Source organism: Desulfosarcina variabilis str. Montpellier (assembly GCF_048565275.1).
Taxonomy (GTDB): domain Bacteria; phylum Desulfobacterota; class Desulfobacteria; order Desulfobacterales; family Desulfosarcinaceae; genus Desulfosarcina; species Desulfosarcina variabilis.
In genome coordinates, this window is the sequence record NZ_CP159846.1 from 2,311,455 (window position 1) to 2,329,036 (window position 17,582).

Sequence of the window (17,582 nt, forward strand, 5' to 3'; positions counted from 1 at the left end):
CCTTCCTTTCTTTTCGTTTATTTGAGTTTGCCAAGCAGCGCGCTGGCGATGGTGTTTTTCTGGATTTCACGGGTGCCTTCGTAAAGTTCGGTGATCTTGGCGTCGCGGGCAAAGCGTTCCACTTCATATTCCTGCATGTAACCATAACCGCCCAGCAGTTGAATCGCTTCATCACAGACCTCGACGGCCACCCGGGCCGCGCCCATCTTGGCCATGCTGGTGAGTTTGGGATCGATGCGCCCCTGGTCGAAGTTCCAAGCGGCTTTGTAGGTCATCAGACGGGCCATTTCGATGCGGGTGGCCATGTCGGCCAGTTTGTGCTGAGTGACCTGAAACTGGGCGATCTTGCGGCCGAACTGCTCCCTTGATTTCACGTAGGCCAGGGCGCGATCAAAGGCCCCCTGGGCTGTGCCCAGGGCCTGGGCCGCGATCAGGATGCGGCTTTCGTCGAAAAACTCCAGGACCTGGTAAAAGCCCTTGTTCTCCTTGCCGATCAGATTGTTCAAGGGGACCCGCACATCATTGAAGTTGACTTCGGCGGTATGCATCATGCGAATGCCCATTTTGGCGCCCACGTTGACCGTGGAAACCCCGGGACGATCCGCTTCCACCAGGATCAGACTCATCCCGCGATATCCCGGACTGGCCTCGGGGTCGGTCTGGCATAACACGCTATAGAAACCGGCCAGCGGTCCACCGTTGGTGATGAAGATTTTACTGCCGTTGATTACCCAGTGATCACCATCTTTTATGGCCACGGTGTCCAGTGAGGTAATGTCCGACCCATGATCCGGTTCGGTAAATGCGCCGCAGGAAAGTACTTCACCTTCGGCCACCTTGGGCAGCCAGGTCTGTTTTTGCTCCTCGCTGCCGAAATGCAAGATGATTTCCGAGGCAAAATCTGCCAGGATCAGACAGGCGCCCACGGTGCTGTCTCCGGCGCACAGCGCTTCGGCAACGAGGATGTTTTCCATGACGCCCATGCTCTGGCCGGAGTAGGCTTCGGGAAAGTGGATGCCGATAAACCCCAGCTCAGCCGCTTTTTTCCAGATTTTTTCAGGGTACTGATGGTTGGCTTCCATTTCCGCGATTTGCGTTTTGTCGAATTCTCCCTTGACAAAGTCCCTGACGGCTTTTTGAATCTGTTTTTGTTCGGTGGTTAGCGCAAATTCCATGTTATCTCCTTAGGCGATTTGAACCCGAATCGATTGTCGTGCTCCCCAACTGGCGGGTGCGATGGCCTTGATGATGCCCATCCTTGAATGGTTTGGTTGCCAATTTGGGGACGGACACTGGATAACGGGTTGGTCGTTGTAACAAGTTTAGGGCTTATAATTAAAACGTTGATTATTACGGTTGGCAATAAGATTCAATCGGTCAGGAACCGATTTTCGTATGACCAGGAATCTGACCGGCCATAATGTCTAAACCTACACGGATTTTTAGAGGCTGTTTGAGAAGTATGGATCAGGCCCGATAACAAGGCGGAAAGTGGCTCGATTGCTGCGCATATATTTAATATTTGAGCATTTTGAGACACTTTCCAACGCCGTTAGCGGGCCTTAGACGGATTTATCAAAGAGGCTCTTAGGCACGAACGGCCCGCTGCGATATGAACATGCATTGACTGGACTGAGAAATGCGCTTTCCGCTTATGAGCAACTATAGATAGGCGAAGTGTGAATGTAAATCAAACACAAATTTATTTCTGGGCCATTTCCAGATAGTGTACTGCGGCCTTGACCAACTCGGTGTAATGTTTCAGATTGAGTTTTTCCTTGATCCGTTCGCGATAGGTGCCAATGGTCTTGATGCTGAGTTTCATCCGTTCGGCAATCTCGCGGGTCGACAATCCCTCGCCGATCAGTCGGAATACTTCCAGCTCCCGGCTGGTCAGCTGGTCGAACGGGGTGGTATCGGTCGAGCCGTGGGGGGAGACCAGGCGTTGAAAAACCTTGTCCTTGACCCCTTCGCTGGCATAAATTTTTCCTGAGAGCACCTGGCGGATGGCCTCCACCACTACGCCGATGGCTTCCTGTTTCATCAGATAGCCCCGGGCGCCGGCCAGAAGTGCCCGCTCGGCGTACAAGGATTCGTCATACATGGAGAGCATCAGCACCGGCAGCCCCTGGAACCGGTTGTTGATGTCGGAAACCAGATCGATGCCACTGCTGTTTTTAAGGGAAATGTCCACAATCACCAGATCCGGATTGAGGCGCTGGATGGCCCGTAGCGCTTTGGCGGGTGTATCTTCACTGCCACACACTTCAAGATCGGCGGCTTTGTTGATCAGCTCGCTCATTCCCAGGCAGAAAACAGGGTGATCATCAACAATTAAAATTTTTCGTACGGACTTATTTTTCATAACACCCTTTTTGTTTATTCTTTGCCTGGTACACCCAATGAAACATGAATGGTCGTACCGGCATCGGGGGGGCTGACAATCTTGAACACGGCGCCGATTATATTGGCACGGTACTGCATGATTTGCAATCCAATACCGCTGGATTCAAGATGGCGGGGCAAGCCGTGGCCATTGTCACTGATCGACAAATAGATCCGCGATTCGTCCTCGGTCAGCGAGATTTCGATTCGGGAGGCATCGGAATGCTTGACCGCATTTTGAACAGCTTCCTGGGCGATGTAGTACAGGTGGGTGGCCACGGTATTGTCAGCCACGACAACCTGTTCGTCTCCCTTCACCCGGCAGACCAGATCAAACACCGCCTCGGTGTGCCTGGCAATGTCAACCAAAGCGACAAAAAGACCATGGGCAACCAGGTGCACCGGGCACAAGCCCCTGGCCAGACGCCTGGATTTTTCAATGGCCGACTGATTCAATTCGACTACTTTTTCAGCCAGGGCAAGACTTGGCGAGGCGACTTCACGCAGATTTTCGGTTAGTACCGTGCTGAGCCCCTGAATACCGATCAGATGCGGGCACAGGTCATCGTGCAGATCCTGCCCGATACGGCGACGCACCTGATCGCCGATTTCCATCATTTGCTTTTCCAGTTTGCGGGATTGGGTCACATCCCGAAGGATGATCACGCTCCCGTCCAGTTCGCCATTGCGGTTGCGGTAGGTAGCACCGCTGACGGTCACTTCGACAGTGGTGCCGCTTTTGGTGTACCGGCGCGTGGGAATGGATGACAGGGTCTCATTGGCGATCACCGCGGATATCATCCGGTGCGTCTCCTCCCAGTTTTCTGGAGGCACGAAATGATCCATTTTTTTGCCCAGACAATCGGCCAGTTCATATCCAAAGGTGCGGGTAAACGCCGGATTAAAATAGGTCACCAGGCCGTTCATGTCATAGACCACAATGGGGTCCGGGGCCGCTTCCATGACCAACCGATAGCGGGCTTCGCTGGCTCTCAAGGCCTCCTCGATTTCACGGCGCTGGTCCATCTGTTTTTCAAGATTGTCGCGATAATGCTCGATCTTATCCGCAAACCGGTTGTAGTAGGCGGCCAGTTGCCCGACTTCGTCGTTGGAGGAAATCACCATGCGTGAAGAAAAATCACCGGCGATCATGCGGTCGAAGTGATGTGTGAGTTTTTGCAAGGGGTTGGTGATCGACGCACCGATTTTAAATGAGATGGGCAAAACCAATAAAAAGGTCACCAGGGTGGTGGCGATGATCAGATTGCGGACGGTGCGCATGGGCGCGTAGAATTCATCCAGGTAGCTGGATGAGGCCACGATCCAGTCATACTCGGGGATATGGTTGAAGATCACCAGTTTCGAGCGGGCCGTGTACTCTCCCGGATTTTTCCATGGGTAGATAATTTTCCCTGATTTTCTCTGTTGCATTTCCTTGAGATACTGATCGGGAAGATCTTTGGCTTTGAAAAGATTGACTCCCTTTAAAATTGGATGAATGAGAATCTTGCCGTTGCCATCGATCACAAAAGAGTAGCCGGTTTTCCCGAAGCGCGGCTGCAGGACGCTTTTCTCAAAATCTCCGACATTGACCAGACTGTTGAATTCGTTGCGGTAGGTCGAGGCAGAAACAATCCAGTCCCAGGGCTCAAAATATACCATATACAGCGCTTTGGGTCTGAATTGCGATTCACCCGGATTTTTCCAATCGTATTCGATGTAACCGCTTTTGCGGGAGAGTTGCTCGCGCACAAATGCAAAATCAGCCACATTGGTGTTGATCAAAGGTGTCTGGGGGTGGACCGTGACTTTTCCCTGGCTGTCAATGCAGTAGATATATCCGGAATCGCCGATGGTTTGGGAAAGCAGAATTTGGGTGGCCATGGCTTGGGCGGCTGAGGCGGTCATGGCCCCGTTCTGGGACTGGTTATAGAAATAGCGGATGATTTCAAGATTCTTTTCCGCAACGGCCCGCAAATGGTTTTTTATGGAAACGGCCGCGGCGGTTTTGACCATATTGAGAATCGTGGTCGTGGTATTGTTCAGTTCGCTTTCCAGGCCGGCGGTCAGTTTATCGCGTACAAAAAAATAGATAAAGGAACTGCCCAAAAAAATGGAAAGGATCAGGACAATACTATAGCTGATGACCAATTTATGACGGATGCGTAACTGTTTGAACATGCGTCCCTCCCTCACTGAAAACTTATGCCATGGCCCTGGTTTTCATTCAATGGGAACTTTAGGGAAAAGCGGGTTTGATGTTGGGACGGTTGGTGATAGACTATTATCATTTATAATTCACTTATTGGCCTGTTTTTTGGATGAACACCTTTCAGGCAAAGGATAACCGATAGACAAATAAAAGAGGAGGCCAACCATGTTCGCACCCCTTTTGGACCGGATCAAATGGCTGGGGCACGATGGATTTGAAATTACCACCGACGATATCACCCTGATCATTGATCCCTTTCAGGTGCAAGGGAAAACAGCGGCGGATATCATCCTGATAACCCACGCCCACCATGATCATTGCTCGGTGGATGATATTGCCCGGCTGATCAAGCCTGGGGCGGTAATTGTCACCGAACCTGAATCCGCTTCAAAACTGACTGATATTTGCCAGGACATCCGCATTGTCAAACCCGGGGACCAGTTGACCATATCCGGCATTGCCATCGAGGCGGTCCCGGCCTACAATATCAACAAACAGTTTCATCCCAAAGCAAAAAACTGGCTGGGATTTATCGTCACCATCGATAATGTCAGGGTTTATCACGCCGGAGACACGGACCTGATTCCCGAGATGAACGATTTGTCCGTCGATATTGCCCTGCTGCCCGTTTCCGGGACCTATGTGATGACCGCCGATGAAGCGGTAAAGGCCGCCAAGGCCATCGGTCCGCGTACCGCCATTCCCATGCATTACGATTCCATTGTGGGCTCGGCGGCTGATGCACAAACGTTCAAAGAAGCGCTTACCGGTGTCTGCGAGGTGGTGATTCCGGTGCGGGAGTAAATCGTACTCATCCGGAAATGAACCATTTTAATGAGCTCGTAAAAAGTCGCTGTCCGGACAGATTCGTAAAAATAGGCTGCACCCCCTGTCAGCAATATTTACACTGTGGGAAGAAACAGGGCAGCGATACTATCGTATCAGGGGAAGGGCAATGGCTATGCATTCCTTCCATATCGATGGTCAGCAACGCATCCCAGGCCGGATCATTTCCGTGCGCGGAAATGTGGTGGACCTTGAATTTGAGGAGCGCCTGCCTCCCATTCATGCCCTGATTCATGCCGGCCATAAGGGACAGGTGCGCATCGAGGCCACCGTTCATCTGAACGACCAACAGGTCCGCGGCATTGCCTTCAACGCCACTGCCGGGCTTTATCGCGGGGGGCCGGCCTGGACCACCGGCGATTCCCTCAAGGCGCCCGTGGGTGAGGCCTTGCTGGGCCGTATGTTCAATTTTTTCGGTGAGGCTATCGACGGCGGACCGCCGTTATCGGAAATGGTGTATCGGTCCATTCATCAGCGGCCCATTGAACTGTCCCGGCGGGTGACATCGGAAGCGGTGTTTTTTACGGGCATCAAGGCCATTGATCTGCTGGTACCCCTGGAGCGGGGCGGCAAGGCCGGGCTTTTCGGTGGCGCCGGCGTGGGCAAGACCGTGGTGATCACCGAGTTGATTCACAACATGGTGGGTAAGCACAAAGGCATGAGCATTTTCTGCGGCATCGGCGAGCGCTGTCGCGAAGGTGAGGAACTGTATCGGGAGATGAAGGCCGCCGGCGTACTGCCCAACACGGTCATGGTTTTCGGCCAGATGAACGAACCGCCGGGGGCCCGCTTCCGGGTGGGCCACACGGCCCTGACCATGGCCGAGTATTTTCGCGACGATCTTGAGCGGGATGTGCTTCTGCTCATCGATAATATCTTCCGTTTCATCCAGGCCGGGTCGGAACTGTCGGGGCTGCTGGGCCGCCTGCCCTCGCGCATGGGCTATCAGCCGACCATGGCCACGGAACTGGCCGAACTGGAGGAACGCATCGCCAGCACCAGCCAGGCGGCGATTACTTCCATCCAGGCCGTTTATGTGCCGGCCGACGATCTTACCGACCCATCGGCGGTGCACACCTTCAGCCATCTGTCCGCGTCCATCGTGCTTTCCCGCAAGCGCGCCAGCGAGGGATTCTATCCGGCCATCGATCTGTTGCAGTCGCGGTCGATCATGCTGCAGCCGCGGATTATCGGGGCGCGCCACTACGAGGTGGCCCAGGCCGTGCGCAAAACCCTGGCGACCTACGAAGAACTCAAAGACATCATCGCCATGCTGGGCATCGAGGAACTGTCCCGCCAGGACCGCAAGACCGTTTACCGGGCCAGGCGCCTGGAACGTTTTTTGACCCAGCCTTTTTTTACGACCACCCAGTTTACGGGGCTTGCCGGCAAACTGGTGGATATTGCCGACACCATCGAGGGATGCGAACGGATCCTGAACGACGACTTCGCGGAGTATCCCGAAAGCGCCGTTTACATGATCGGCGCCATCGGGGAGGCCAAACCATGAAACTGTTGATTATTCTGCCGGCCGATGTGTTTCTGGACGAGGCCGTGGACAAGGTGGTGGCGTCAGGGCCGCAAGGGGCCTTTGGTATCCGTCCGCGTCATCTGGACATGGCGGCGGCGCTGGCCCCCGGCATTCTGAGCTACTGGACTTTGGATGGCGGGGAGCATTTTTTGGCCGTCAACGGCGGGATACTGGTCAAGCAGGGCCAGCAGGTGCAGGTGGCCACGCGGATGGCGGTTTCGGGGAGCCTGGGGGAACTGCACAAGGCGGTCAGCCGTTTTGTCGCCGATGTGGATGACCGCGAACGGCAGGCCCGGGGAGCGGTGGCCCGACTGGAAGCCCACTTCATCCGCCGGTTTGTGGAGTTCGGAAAAAATGCCTGATTCATATCCACCGCCTGACAAGCGTTTCTCCGATGCGGTGAAAACCTGCGAGAAACGCAAGCTGCGGGCCCGGGAGAAAAAAAAAGATCCCATCTGGTTCGGCCTGGGCATGTTTGGTGTCGTGGGCTGGGCCGTGGCCATTCCCACGGTTCTGGGGATCTTTCTGGGGGTATGGATCGACCTTGCATGGCCCGGTCCCCTGTCATGGACACTGATGCTGCTGGTAATCGGCCTGGGCGCAGGATGCCTGAATGCATGGTTCTGGTTGAACCGCGAACGGCGCAGCATCGATCGGGAAAGAGAAGATCATGACCTTTGAAGCCATCTGGCGGATAGTGGGAAGTTTTTTCGGGGGGATGGTGTTGGGGCTTTTCTATTTCGGCGGGCTGTGGATAACCCTGAAAACGACAATTGGCAAGCGCCGCGCGCCGTTCCGCCTGGCCCTTAGTTTTGTCGTTCGCCTGGCCCTGGTGCTGGCCGGCTTCTGGTGGGTGATGCGCCTGGATCTGCGCCTTTTCTTCTGCACCCTGGCCGGTTTTTTTCTGGCCCGAATCGTTCTGACCCGTGTTTTAGGGCGGGAAAAGGGAGGCGCGTGTCATGCACCTTACTCCTGACGATCAAATCTGGTGGGAATATGGACTGTTAAAGATCAACACCACCATGGTGTTCACCTGGGCCGTGATGGCCCTGCTCACCGCGGGCGCATGGATGGTCACCCGTCGCCTGAGGGCCGGGGTGCCCAATTCCCGGATCCAGCATGTACTGGAGGTGGTGGTGGGGGGAATCGATAAGCAGCTGAGTGAGATTTCGCCGCGGCGTCCCAGGGGACTTTCGGCCTTCGTGGGGACGCTTTTCCTGTTCATTGCCGTGTGCAACACCCTGGCCGTGATTCCCGGGTTCGACCCGCCCACGGGATCACTGTCCACCACCGCCGGCCTTGCCCTTTGTGTGTTCACGGCGGTACCGGCGTATGGCATCGGTGCGATCGGGCTCAAACGCTATGTGCGCAACTATCTTTATCCCACACCGTTCATGCTGCCATTTAACATCCTGGGGGAGTTCAGCCGGACCCTGGCGCTTTCCGTGCGCCTGTTCGGCAACGTGATGAGCAGTTCCATGATCGGTGCGATTCTGCTCATCATCGCACCGCTGATCGTTCCCCTTCTGATGCAGTTGCTAGGGCTTTTGACGGGCTTGGTGCAGGCGTACATTTTTGCCGTGTTGGCCGCGGTGTATATCAGTGCCGGGATGGACGTGACCACATCCGCGTGAAAGCATCCGGCCACCGGGGATGACCAAAGACACCGAACAAGGAGGACTATACATGGATGCATTGGGGTGGGTTGCCGTGGCTTCGGTTTTGGGGGCCGGCATTTGCATGGGCATTGGTGCCATCGGACCGGCGATCGGTGAAGGGCGCGCCCTGGCCCAGGCACTGAGCTCGATCGCCCAACAGCCGGACGAGACCAGCACCATCACCCGGACGTTGTTCGTGGGCATGGCCATGGTGGAATCCACGGCCATCTATTGCTTCGTGGTCACCATGATTCTCATTTTCGCCAATCCATACTGGAATTATTTTCTGTCCAAGGCAGGAGGATAGACCGTGCTCATCGACTGGTTCACGGTGATCGCCCAGATCGTCAATTTCCTCATTTTGATCTGGCTATTGAATCGGTTTCTGTTCAGGCCGATTCGTGCGGCAATTGATGCGCGGGAGAAATCCATGGCCGAGGCCCTCGGCCAGGCAAAAAAGGCGGAACAGCAGGCGCGCGCCAGAGCCCTGGAACTGGAAGAGAAACAGCGCGCCTTAGAGAATGCGCACGAGCGGATGATGAACGATGCCCGGGATCAGGTGGCCCAGTGGCGCGAGAAAGCCGTCGCGACGATCCGGGAAGAGGTGGACGCCCTGCGGCAGACCTTCATCGCCAACGTGAACCGGGACCGGCAGGCGTTTCTGGAACAGCTCAAACAGCAAATGGTGCGCCAGGTGATGCACATTGGTGAGAAGGTGCTGCGGGACCTGGCCGACGAGCAATTGAATCGCCAGGTACTGCGGGTTTTTCTTGAAAAGCTGGCTTCCCGCAAAGCGGAGTTGGGTGATCCGGCCCGCAGCCATGAAATCATCGTCCGCTCCGGGGTGGCCTTGGCGCCGGCAGACACCCGGCTGGTGCAGGACCGACTTGACCACTGGTTTCCGGCTAGCGCCGGAATCCGATTTGAGTGGTCAACGGATTTGGGGCCGGGCATTCAACTGCTGGTCGGCGACCGCAAGGTGGGCTGGCATCTGGCGGACTACCTGGGCGATCTGGAGACTGAAATCATGGCCAACCTGTTTGGCGAGGCGCGGATGAAACCATGAAAGACGACGCACAGCACATGCGGCAAAGCGGATTGGACGATGTTCTGACGTCCGTTGACAAGGCTGTCCAAAATGGGGTTGATGATTTTACAGCTGAGCTGACAACCGATGAGGTGGGCCGCGTTCTGTCCGTGGGGCAGGGGATCGTCTGGGCCGATGGCCTGGGACAGGTGCAGGCCGAGGAACAGGTTAGCGCGGGGCCGGACATTCCCGGGATGGTGCTGGACATCCTGCCCGACCGGGTGGGGATCATTCTGTTCGGTCCCAGTGAAGTGGTCCGCGCCGGAGACGAGGTGCGCCGCAGCGGCCGCGTCCTGAGCGTTCCCGTGGGAGAGGGGCTGATCGGCAGGGTGGTGGACCCCCTGGGCCGGCCGCTGGACGGCAAGGGCCCTGTGGATACCGGACAGCGCCGCATGGTGCTTGGCGATGCACCGCCGATCATGGATCGGGCCCCGGTGGTCAAACCGCTCCAGACCGGCCTGAAAGTGGTCGATGCCCTGATTCCCATCGGCCGGGGGCAACGGGAGCTGATATTAGGGGACCGCCAGACGGGCAAAACTGCAGTGGCCCTGGATACGATCGTCAACCAAAAGGGCAAGGATGTGATCTGTATCTACTGTGCCATCAGCCAGCGCAGTGCGGGAATCGCCAAGGTGGTGGACCTGCTCGATCGTCAAGGGGCCATGGGTTACAGCGCGGTGGTCGTGGTGGAAGGGAATGCGCCCCCCGGCCTGCAATACATCGCGCCCTATGCGGCTACCGCCCTGGGCGAGTATTTCATGCAGCAGGGCCGGGACGTGCTCGTGGTATATGATGACCTGACGCGCCATGCCGTGGCCTACCGTCAACTGAGCCTTTTGCTGCGGCGTCCGCCGGGCCGCGAAGCCTTTCCCGGCGATATTTTTTACATCCACTCCCGGTTATTGGAACGATCCACTCATCTGCGGCAGATGCTGGGGGGCGGATCACTTACGGCCCTGCCCATTGCCGAGACCGAGGCCCAGAACATCGCCGCCTATATCCCGACGAACCTGATTTCCATTACCGACGGACAGATCTACCTGTCGCCGGATCTTTTTCAAAAAGGGGTGCTGCCGGCGGTCGATGTCGGCAAATCCGTGTCCCGGGTGGGCGGCAAAGCCCAGCTTCCCGCCTACGGGCGGGTGGCCGGCGATCTGCGGCTGTCCTACACCCAATTCCAGGAACTGGAGTCCTTTGCCCGTTTTGGTACCCGATTGGATGCGCGCACCAAGCAAACCCTGGGGCACGGCCGGCGGGTGCGGGAGGTCCTGAAACAGCACGAGCTGTCGACCATGAGCGCCGGTGAGCAGGTTGCCGTGCTGTTCGCCGTTGTTCAGGGCTTGATGGACGACATTGACGAGGAAAAGATGAGACCGGCCGAGACCCTGATTATCGAGGCGGTCAAGACCGAGATCGCCGATTTCGATCACGCCCTGTCCCATGCGGCAAAGGACGATCCATTGTGGAAGCGGTTGACCGGTTTGATCACGGCGGCCCTTAGACCACTCAAGGAGGATCATGCCGACCCTGGAAGTGCTGAACCGCAAGATCAAGACCGCCCATGACCTGTTGGGCGTGGTGCGGACGATGAAAAGCCTGGCCGCTGTGAATATCCGGCAGTTCGAGCGGGCTGTTGCCTCGCTCGAGCAGTATCGCCAGGTGGTTGACCTGGGATGGACGGTATTTTTGCGCATGGGCCGTCCGATGGATCGCCCCGCCCGCCGTTTGGGCAGTATTTGCCTGGTGGTGGGATCCGACCAGGGCATGTGCGGCCAGTTCAATGAATCCTTATGGCTGTTCACCCAGACACAAACCACGGCGCAGGGGGCCGGTGGAGAGAACTGGGGCTATTGGAGTGTGGGCGAAAAGATGCACGGCATTCTGACCGATGCGTTGGGGGCCACGGATGCCCATTTGTCGGCCCCGGCCAGCCTGAATGCCGTCAGCGATCAGATTATAGCGGTGGTTGGCATGATCGAAGCCCGGCGATCGGCAAAAAAACTGGAGCAGTTTGCCGTCTGTCATCACGTCCTTGGTGAGCACGGGGGATACACGCCGGTATTTCAGCGTATTTTGCCCCTGGATGCATCCTGGGCCGAGGAACGCCGCTCCAGCCCCTGGCCTAACCGCTGCCTGCCCATGCTGGGGGCGTCCAGGGACGTCATGTTCGCCTATCTCTTCAGACAATATCTGTTCATTTCCTTTTACCGCGCCTTTGCCCAGTCCTTGGCAGCCGAGAACGCGGCGCGGCTGATGGCCATGCAGGCCGCCGAAAAAAATATATTGGACCTTCTGGAGGAATTGCAGGCCCGGTTCAGGGAACAGCGCCAGGCCGGCATTACCAACGAGCTGTTGGATATTATCTCCGGCTTCGAAGCCCTCAGTGATGATCCTGCCATCATTTAGCGCCAAAATAAGAATCCTGGCCTTCCAAATTGAATTGGTCCCTGATTGGCGGAAAACAATCGAGCTCCTTCAAAAGCCTTTAGCAATTAGCCGTTAGGATGAATGGATTTTCCGAATAAAAGCTAATTGCTAAAGGTTGATAGCAGATCATCGTGCGCTTCCAATTCCACGATGAGTCGATTATCTTACGCTTGAATGGCGTTGAGCCACCCGTTGAAACGGTTTTCGCCAGCCGGGCGCAACCCGAACTCGGCACCGGCTTCCAGGATAGCGTGGACCATGCTGTCACCATACCCCCGGCTGCAGGCCAGCAAGAAACCGCCATCGCCGTCAATGGTTTTCTCCAGGGTGACGATCTGGCAGGGAACATGGCAAAAAGGGCCTTGCAGCAGGAAAGGGGCTGTTTGGGCCGGGTTCATGAAATCCAGGTTGGTCAGTTTTTCGGCCAGCAAAAAGATTTTTTGGCCGAACAGGGCCAGGAAAACGGTCGCCTCGATGGTATCGGTATAAGAGGCCCCATCGGGCATGGCCGGTGCCGATGCCCCCAGGTGCCAGATGGAGGCCTGGGTGCGGTTCATGCGGTTTATCAGGGTGCCGTCTGCCAGGATGGATTGGCCCGGCGCTTCGGGTACGGCCAGATCGCACGGGGTCAGGGCGGCAATGTCGCCATCCTGCAGATCCCAACGGATTTTGTGGGCCAGATCCACAATCCAGGGCCCGCTGCCTTCATCGTCATATTCCAGGGCCACGGTCCAGTTGCCCTGCAATTCGCTCGATTTGGGCCTGACGTCGAACCGCACCGGGGATTCTCGTTTTATTTCAACCATTATCATTTCCTCATTACGGATTCCAAAATGAATTGGAGTTGTCGTTGTCCATCAGGCTGTTCAGAACCGGTAGGTTGGGGGTTCAGGGCAAGGCCGCAGGGCTTGTGCGACCGCAGGCGTAGTTTTCGCTACGTTGAGGATCGCACAAGCCAAAAGAACGCCGGCCTGGGCCGCAAGATGCCGGTTCTGAACATGCCTGACTAACTTTTCATACGTTCGCCCTTTGGATCGTAGAACGGCATCTTCACCACCCGGGCATACAGCCTGACCCCGTTACACTCGTCCTCGAAAATTTCCAAACGGGTGCCGATGTCGGCCAGCTGGGATTCCACCAGGGCCATACCGATGGCCTGGCCGGTGGTAAAGCTTTTGCGCATGGTAGCCACATAACCGCGTACCTTGCTGTCCACGATCAGTGCACCGTCCCGGGCCGGCCGGTCGTCATCCTCCATGCGGATGCCCACCAGCTTGAGCCGACCGGGCTGCTTCTCTGCCTGGCGCAGGGCCACGGCGCCCACGGTCTTGGCATCGGTCTTGGTGCGATCCCATAAAAATCCCAGCCCCACATCCAACAGGTTGGTACGCTGTTCCGACTCCTGGCCGAGGATGATGTGGCATTTTTCCATGCGCAGCACATTCTGGGCCTCCACGCCGAAGTTGCGGATGCCGAACTCGGCGCCGGCGTCCTTGAGCATATTCCACACCGCTTTCATGTAGGATGCGGGGACATGCAGCTCATAGGATAACTCGCCCACGAACCCCAGCCGCATGGCGCGCACGAAGATCGTATCCTGGATGAGAAATTCCTTGTAGCCGGAGAAGGGAAAAGCCTCGCCTGAAACATCAATGTCGACCACTTTTTCGAGTACCTTGCGGGCGTTGGGGCCCGAGAGGTTGATCACGCCCATGGCGTCGGTGAGGTTGACCAGGTTGAAGTCCCAGCCGTCAAAGCGGGTATGGTAGCGCATCCACTCCACGGTCTGGCCGGCTCGGCCGGTAGAGGTGGTGAAGTAGTAATCGTTTTCGTCTAGCTTTACTACCACACCGTCGTCGATCACGCAGCCGTCGTCGTTGCACATGGCCGAGTACTTGATGCGTCCTGTTTTGACCTTGCTCATGTCCGAGACATACACCCGCTGCAGGGCCTTTAACGCATCCGGGCCGTGAATGCGGAATTTGCCCAGGGTAGAACCGTCCAGCATACCCACATTGTTACGCACATTGAGAATTTCTTCCTTGCAGTCGAAGTCCTTGGAAAAGTAGCGCGCCCGCTGCCAGACCCCGATATTGCGGAAGATACCGCCATCTGCAATCTGGTCGTCGTGCATGGGGGTGCGTTTGAACATGTGGTGGTTGTAGCCGGCGTAGGTGGCGATGAAGGTTGGCACCATGGGCGGCCGCATGGTCGTCGGGATCGGCGTGTTGATGGACGCCGTGTATTTGGCCACATAAAGGGGCAGGTTGTGCCCGGGAATACCGCCCTGGCCCGGGCCGGTGCCGGCCGAGGTGAAACGCTTGATCAGCTCGGGCACGTCAAACCCCTGATCGATGGCCTGTTTGATATTTTTAATCGTGGCATCCTCGTCAAAACAGATGAAGCTTTTCTTGCCCTTTACCGGTGCAGTGACCAGCTTGCAGCCGCGCTCGGGGCTGGGGAGGGCAGCCAGGGCCTTTTGCGCATCGGCAACGGCTGATTGCATGTCGGCGCCGGAGGGCGATGCGGCTTTAAGACCAGCCAGGTGACCTGAGGCCTCGATGGCCGCCGGATCATTGATCCCGGTCAGGCGGCCGGCGGGGAACATTTTTTCAGGTAATTCGTTGGGGAGAAAATAACCGGTGTGGCTGTCGTAGCTCATTTTGGCGCCGGCCAGAATCAGCGGGCCCGTGACCGGAGTGAGCCCGGCCGAGGCCACCAGCAGGTCGCAGGCGAACTGACGGGTGACCGTGCCTTCCACCGTGGCCAGGGTGACCTTTTTGACCCCCTTGCAGCCGTTGACCCTTGTGGCCACCCAACCTTTAAGTACTGGAATCTGGCGCTCAGCCAGGGCCAGCAGCAGCTGCGGGTTCTGGCCGTCCTCGCGGGCGTCGGCCACGCAATGGATTTTCAGTCCCAGGTCGAACAGATCAACGGCCGCTTCCAGCCCCAGGTCGTGGCCAACGGAGAAGATCGCTGCCTTGCCTGGAAGCAATCCGTAAGTACGGGCCAGACGGTGGGCACAGGCTACCTGCATGACACCGGGCCGTTCGTTGTTCTCGAAGAGCAGGGGGCGTTCGATACAGCCCGTGGCCACCACCACGCTGTCGCTGCGGATTTCCACATAGCGCTGGGTAAAGGCATCGTCAGGACCGCCGGTCTGGAAAGCGGTGATCAGGTTGTTGGTGTAGCTGCCCACCACCGCGGTGTGCTTGAAGACCCGGATATTGGCTGTATTCTCGACCTTGTCGGCCAGGTCACGGGCTCGCTGATACAAGGGCTGGCCATCGATGGTGTGGGTTACCCGGTAGTCAAAGCAGCCGCCCAGGAAGGGACGGGATTCGAGCAGTACCACACGCCGGCCGGATTCGGCGGCAGCCAGGGCGGCGGCCATGCCGGCGGCACCACCACCGATCACGGTGACCTCGGCCATAAGATACTGTTCGTCGAAATCGCCCTTCATTTTATAATCGGCGGAGATCACCCCCAGGCCGGCGGCCTTACGGATCTGTTTCATGGCCACAGGCCAGATGGAGGCCGGTTTGTGCATGGTTTTGTAGTAGAAACCCGCCGGCATCATCCAGCTGAATTTGTCGATAAAGGACAGCCAGTCCCATTCGGCTGATCCGACCACATTCTGGGCCTTGACCGCCATGCCGTCCTCGAGCAGGGTGTTTTCGGTGCGCACATTGGGAATGCCGTCGACGTCCATGCAGGTGTTGCTGCATTCTCCGTCAAGGCTGTAGAGCCCGCGTGGCCGATGATACTTCAGGCTGCGCGCAAAGATGCGCACGCCGCCGGCAAAAAGCGCCGTTGCCACGGTATCGCCGGCAACGCCCTGAATGGTTTTGCCCCGGTAATTAAGGGTCCGCTTTTCCGATGGGTCGATGCGGAGCGTGGGCAGTTGGTTAAGCCTGTTCATTCGCTCACCTCCGGATTTTCCACTTCGATGTTTTTGGTTGTATCGCGATAGGTGGTGAACCAAGCGCCGCATCCGTCACGGTGGCACCACCATTCCTTCTGGACACCCATGGTGCACTTGTTCATATGCACGTAATCGCACCAGGCCGTCGGCGTCAGCCCGTCTTCCGCCGGGCGCGGTCCCTTGTCTTCTCCTCCGTAACGGAATTCGTAACCGTTGCGCTTGCCGCAGATGGGGCAGGTGAGGGTCAGTGCCATCAGAAAATCTCCTTTAGTTATCCGGTGTATAGCTTACCAGTGCGGCCGTTTCGCCCATCAACTGGTGGTTTTCATAGCGGCGCAGGTTGAACGGTTTGAGCATTTCCGGGCAGTGGCCGCTGGCCATGAACTGAGCCATGTATTTGCCCACGGCATTGCAGGACTTGAAGCCAAAATAGCCCCACCCGCAGTCCATGTAGAAGCCCTCATAGTGATCGTTGCCGTCCATGATCGGCGCCATGTCCGGGGTCATGTCGGCCAGACCGCCCCAGATGCGCATGAATTTCACACCACGCAGGCAGGGCAGCCAGTCGGACAGGGACTCGGCCTGGTGCTTGATATAATGGGCTGTGTTCTGGGTTGTGTAGTTGGGCCACTGGTCCATGTGGGCGCCGGTGGCAATCTCACCTTTCAGCGTCTGGTTAGCGTAGCAGTGATAGGCGCCCGATGACACCACGTGGTCGAGAATCGGTTTCAGCGGCTGGGTAACCATGGCCTGGATGGTCAGCACGCTGATGGGCAGCTTGATGCCCAGCATCTGGTGGATGATGCCGGCGCTGTAGCCGCCGGCGGTGACCAGGACCCGGTTGGTGTGAATGCGGCCGCGGTTGGTGGTCACACCGGTGATTTTGCCGCCATCCGTTTGAATGGCGGTGGCCTCGGTGTGCTGGTGGATGTGCACCCCGTGCTTGGCGCATCCCTTGGCCAGGCCCCAGACCACGGCGTCGTGGCGCACGATCCCGCCGGGGGGGTGAAACATGGCGCCGTGGATGGGAAAGGTGATGTCATCGGAGATGTTCAGGGCCGGAACCAGCTCCTTGGCCTCCTTGGCATCGATGAGGTGGCTTTCCACACCGTGAAACTGGGCCGTGGCGATGGTCGTGCGCGCGGCTTTCATGGCCGCCTCGCTGTGCATCAGGTTGAGGTTGCCGCAGTTGTTGAACATCAGATTGAAATCCAGTTCCTTGGTCAACACCGGCCATAGGTCCAAAGCCTCCTTATAAAGCGGGACATTGTACTGTGTGCGCTGGTTGGCGCGGACGATGGCCGTGTTGCGGCCGGCCCCGCCAAAGCCGATAAAGCGCTTTTCGATAATGGCCACATCGGTCATACCATGCGTTTTGGCCAAAAAGTAGGCTGTGGCCAGGCCGTGAAGCCCACCACCGATGATGACCGCATCGTAGCTGGATTTGAGTCTGGGTTTCTTGCCCCACAAGGGCTTGGATTTCCAGAACATACGCTCTCCCTAAAATAATA

17 protein-coding genes are annotated in these 17,582 nt (G+C 57.2%); 10 read left to right on the forward strand and 7 right to left on the reverse strand.

Going from position 1 to position 17,582, the window contains the following annotated elements; translation table 11 throughout:
• Nucleotides 1-17: 17 nt before the first annotated feature.
• The 3 genes from Dvar_RS10440 to Dvar_RS10450 form a co-directional block, all read right to left on the reverse strand.
• Nucleotides 18-1,175 (reverse strand): acyl-CoA dehydrogenase family protein, encoded by a 1,158-nt coding sequence (locus tag Dvar_RS10440; RefSeq protein ID WP_419661627.1) that lies wholly within the window; start codon nucleotides 1,173-1,175, stop codon nucleotides 18-20.
• 527 nt (nucleotides 1,176-1,702) lie between these two features.
• Nucleotides 1,703-2,365: a response regulator transcription factor gene (locus tag Dvar_RS10445; RefSeq protein WP_419661628.1), complete on the reverse strand. Its 663-nt coding sequence runs from the start codon at nucleotides 2,363-2,365 to the stop codon at nucleotides 1,703-1,705.
• A 14-nt stretch (nucleotides 2,366-2,379) separates the two neighbouring features.
• Nucleotides 2,380-4,566, reverse strand: a complete 2,187-nt coding sequence (locus Dvar_RS10450; RefSeq protein ID WP_419661629.1) for a cache domain-containing protein — start codon at nucleotides 4,564-4,566, stop codon at nucleotides 2,380-2,382.
• Nucleotides 4,567-4,762: 196 nt separating this feature from the next.
• On the opposite strand from Dvar_RS10450, the gene Dvar_RS10455 reads away from it, so the two are divergent.
• The 10 genes from Dvar_RS10455 (at nucleotide 4,763) to Dvar_RS10500 (ending at nucleotide 12,125) form a co-directional block, all read left to right on the forward strand.
• Nucleotides 4,763-5,401, forward strand: coding sequence for an MBL fold metallo-hydrolase (locus tag Dvar_RS10455; RefSeq protein ID WP_419661631.1), 639 nt, complete (start codon nucleotides 4,763-4,765; stop codon nucleotides 5,399-5,401).
• A 157-nt stretch (nucleotides 5,402-5,558) separates the two neighbouring features.
• The gene (atpD, locus tag Dvar_RS10460; protein WP_419664098.1) at nucleotides 5,559-6,953 is read left to right on the forward strand and encodes a F0F1 ATP synthase subunit beta; all 1,395 of its coding nucleotides are present in this window, start codon (nucleotides 5,559-5,561) and stop codon (nucleotides 6,951-6,953) included.
• Nucleotides 6,950-7,336 (forward strand): F0F1 ATP synthase subunit epsilon, encoded by a 387-nt coding sequence (locus tag Dvar_RS10465; protein WP_419661632.1) that lies wholly within the window; start codon nucleotides 6,950-6,952, stop codon nucleotides 7,334-7,336. The genes atpD and Dvar_RS10465 overlap by 4 nt, the downstream gene beginning before the upstream one ends.
• Nucleotides 7,329-7,655 carry an AtpZ/AtpI family protein gene (locus Dvar_RS10470; protein ID WP_419661633.1) on the forward strand — a complete coding sequence of 109 codons (327 nt, stop codon included), beginning with the start codon at nucleotides 7,329-7,331 and terminating at the stop codon, nucleotides 7,653-7,655. Before Dvar_RS10465 ends, Dvar_RS10470 begins: the two co-directional genes overlap by 8 nt.
• On the forward strand, nucleotides 7,645-7,950 hold the full coding sequence (locus Dvar_RS10475) for an ATP synthase subunit I (protein WP_419661634.1): 306 nt from the start codon (nucleotides 7,645-7,647) through the stop codon (nucleotides 7,948-7,950). The genes Dvar_RS10470 and Dvar_RS10475 overlap by 11 nt, the downstream gene beginning before the upstream one ends.
• Nucleotides 7,934-8,608 (forward strand): F0F1 ATP synthase subunit A, encoded by a 675-nt coding sequence (locus tag Dvar_RS10480; RefSeq protein ID WP_419661635.1) that lies wholly within the window; start codon nucleotides 7,934-7,936, stop codon nucleotides 8,606-8,608. The genes Dvar_RS10475 and Dvar_RS10480 overlap by 17 nt, the downstream gene beginning before the upstream one ends.
• Before the next feature lie 52 nt (nucleotides 8,609-8,660).
• On the forward strand, nucleotides 8,661-8,939 hold the full coding sequence (locus Dvar_RS10485) for a F0F1 ATP synthase subunit C (RefSeq protein ID WP_419664099.1): 279 nt from the start codon (nucleotides 8,661-8,663) through the stop codon (nucleotides 8,937-8,939).
• 3 nt (nucleotides 8,940-8,942) lie between these two features.
• On the forward strand, nucleotides 8,943-9,698 hold the full coding sequence (locus Dvar_RS10490; RefSeq protein ID WP_419661636.1) for a hypothetical protein: 756 nt from the start codon (nucleotides 8,943-8,945) through the stop codon (nucleotides 9,696-9,698).
• Nucleotides 9,695-11,284, forward strand: coding sequence for a F0F1 ATP synthase subunit alpha (locus Dvar_RS10495; protein ID WP_419661637.1), 1,590 nt, complete (start codon nucleotides 9,695-9,697; stop codon nucleotides 11,282-11,284). The genes Dvar_RS10490 and Dvar_RS10495 overlap by 4 nt, the downstream gene beginning before the upstream one ends.
• Nucleotides 11,238-12,125 carry a F0F1 ATP synthase subunit gamma gene (locus Dvar_RS10500; RefSeq protein ID WP_419661638.1) on the forward strand — a complete coding sequence of 296 codons (888 nt, stop codon included), beginning with the start codon at nucleotides 11,238-11,240 and terminating at the stop codon, nucleotides 12,123-12,125. Before Dvar_RS10495 ends, Dvar_RS10500 begins: the two co-directional genes overlap by 47 nt.
• Nucleotides 12,126-12,310: 185 nt before the next feature.
• On the opposite strand, the gene Dvar_RS10505 is transcribed toward Dvar_RS10500, so the two are convergent.
• The 4 genes from Dvar_RS10505 to Dvar_RS10520 all read right to left on the reverse strand — a co-directional run bounded on the left by Dvar_RS10505 (nucleotide 12,311) and on the right by Dvar_RS10520 (nucleotide 17,562).
• On the reverse strand, nucleotides 12,311-12,952 hold the full coding sequence (locus Dvar_RS10505) for a sarcosine oxidase subunit gamma SoxG (protein ID WP_419661639.1): 642 nt from the start codon (nucleotides 12,950-12,952) through the stop codon (nucleotides 12,311-12,313).
• 200 nt (nucleotides 12,953-13,152) lie between these two features.
• Entirely contained in the window at nucleotides 13,153-16,068 is a 2,916-nt protein-coding gene (locus Dvar_RS10510) for a 2Fe-2S iron-sulfur cluster-binding protein (RefSeq protein ID WP_419661640.1), read from the reverse strand.
• Nucleotides 16,065-16,325, reverse strand: a complete 261-nt coding sequence (locus Dvar_RS10515; RefSeq protein ID WP_419661641.1) for a sarcosine oxidase subunit delta — start codon at nucleotides 16,323-16,325, stop codon at nucleotides 16,065-16,067. The genes Dvar_RS10510 and Dvar_RS10515 overlap by 4 nt, the downstream gene beginning before the upstream one ends.
• A 13-nt stretch (nucleotides 16,326-16,338) precedes the next feature.
• Nucleotides 16,339-17,562: an NAD(P)/FAD-dependent oxidoreductase gene (locus Dvar_RS10520; protein WP_419661642.1), complete on the reverse strand. Its 1,224-nt coding sequence runs from the start codon at nucleotides 17,560-17,562 to the stop codon at nucleotides 16,339-16,341.
• Nucleotides 17,563-17,582 lie beyond the last annotated feature (20 nt).

Coding starts and splice junctions, on each gene's coding strand:
- Dvar_RS10495 (WP_419661637.1), top strand. CDS start 9,695: ATGAAAGACGACGCACAGCACATGCGGCAAAGCGGATTGGACGATGTT.
- Dvar_RS10465 (WP_419661632.1), top strand. CDS start 6,950: ATGAAACTGTTGATTATTCTGCCGGCCGATGTGTTTCTGGACGAGGCC.
- Dvar_RS10505 (WP_419661639.1), bottom strand. CDS start 12,952: ATGGTTGAAATAAAACGAGAATCCCCGGTGCGGTTCGACGTCAGGCCC.
- Dvar_RS10500 (WP_419661638.1), top strand. CDS start 11,238: ATGCCGACCCTGGAAGTGCTGAACCGCAAGATCAAGACCGCCCATGAC.
- Dvar_RS10450 (WP_419661629.1), bottom strand. CDS start 4,566: ATGTTCAAACAGTTACGCATCCGTCATAAATTGGTCATCAGCTATAGT.
- atpD (WP_419664098.1), top strand. CDS start 5,559: ATGCATTCCTTCCATATCGATGGTCAGCAACGCATCCCAGGCCGGATC.
- Dvar_RS10470 (WP_419661633.1), top strand. CDS start 7,329: ATGCCTGATTCATATCCACCGCCTGACAAGCGTTTCTCCGATGCGGTG.
- Dvar_RS10510 (WP_419661640.1), bottom strand. CDS start 16,068: ATGAACAGGCTTAACCAACTGCCCACGCTCCGCATCGACCCATCGGAA.
- Dvar_RS10455 (WP_419661631.1), top strand. CDS start 4,763: ATGTTCGCACCCCTTTTGGACCGGATCAAATGGCTGGGGCACGATGGA.
- Dvar_RS10445 (WP_419661628.1), bottom strand. CDS start 2,365: ATGAAAAATAAGTCCGTACGAAAAATTTTAATTGTTGATGATCACCCT.
- Dvar_RS10475 (WP_419661634.1), top strand. CDS start 7,645: ATGACCTTTGAAGCCATCTGGCGGATAGTGGGAAGTTTTTTCGGGGGG.
- Dvar_RS10520 (WP_419661642.1), bottom strand. CDS start 17,562: ATGTTCTGGAAATCCAAGCCCTTGTGGGGCAAGAAACCCAGACTCAAA.
- Dvar_RS10485 (WP_419664099.1), top strand. CDS start 8,661: ATGGATGCATTGGGGTGGGTTGCCGTGGCTTCGGTTTTGGGGGCCGGC.
- Dvar_RS10515 (WP_419661641.1), bottom strand. CDS start 16,325: ATGGCACTGACCCTCACCTGCCCCATCTGCGGCAAGCGCAACGGTTAC.
- Dvar_RS10480 (WP_419661635.1), top strand. CDS start 7,934: ATGCACCTTACTCCTGACGATCAAATCTGGTGGGAATATGGACTGTTA.
- Dvar_RS10440 (WP_419661627.1), bottom strand. CDS start 1,175: ATGGAATTTGCGCTAACCACCGAACAAAAACAGATTCAAAAAGCCGTC.